We start from the raw sequence: 619 nt of genomic DNA, 5'->3' as shown, positions 1-619 counted from the left end.
TTGTCCGCGGTCGAATGCCAACGCTCGAACTGATTAACGAGCGTTTTGCACGACACATGCGGATCAGTCTGTTTAACATGCTGCGCAAAACGGCCGAAGTGTCGATCAACGGCGTACAGATGATGAAGTTTGGCGAGTACCAAAATACGTTGTACGTGCCAACCAGTTTGAACATGGTTCGCTTCCGTCCTCTTAAAGGTACGGCATTGATTACCATGGAAGCGCGTCTCGTCTTCATTCTGGTAGAAAACTTCTTTGGTGGCGATGGCCGCTTCCACGCCAAAATCGAAGGCCGTGAATTTACGCCAACTGAGCGTCGCATTATCCAGCTACTGCTGAAAATCGTGTTTGAAGACTACAAAGAAGCGTGGTCGCCAGTCATGGGCGTCGAGTTCGAATACCTCGATTCTGAAGTAAACCCAAGCATGGCAAACATCGTGAGCCCGACCGAAGTGATTGTTGTGAGCTCATTCCATATTGAAGTGGATGGCGGTGGCGGTGACTTCCATGTCGTAATGCCGTATTCCATGGTCGAGCCAATCCGCGAGTTGCTCGATGCTGGTGTTCAGTCGGACAAGATGGAAACCGACGTACGTTGGAGTTCAGCGCTGCGCGAAGA

1 protein-coding gene is annotated in these 619 nt (G+C 50.9%); it reads left to right on the top strand.

Annotation, left to right across the window (positions count from 1 at the left end; translation table 11 throughout):
• Window positions 1-619, top strand: a 619-nt coding sequence (gene fliM, locus R8O11_RS29035; RefSeq protein ID WP_318195098.1) for a flagellar motor switch protein FliM, incomplete at both ends; no start/stop codon positions are given.

The sequence above is a fragment of the Vibrio sp. 1288 genome (assembly GCF_033344475.1).
The sequence above is the reverse complement of the archived record's forward strand: the minus strand, read 5'-3'. Positions and strand labels throughout refer to the sequence as shown.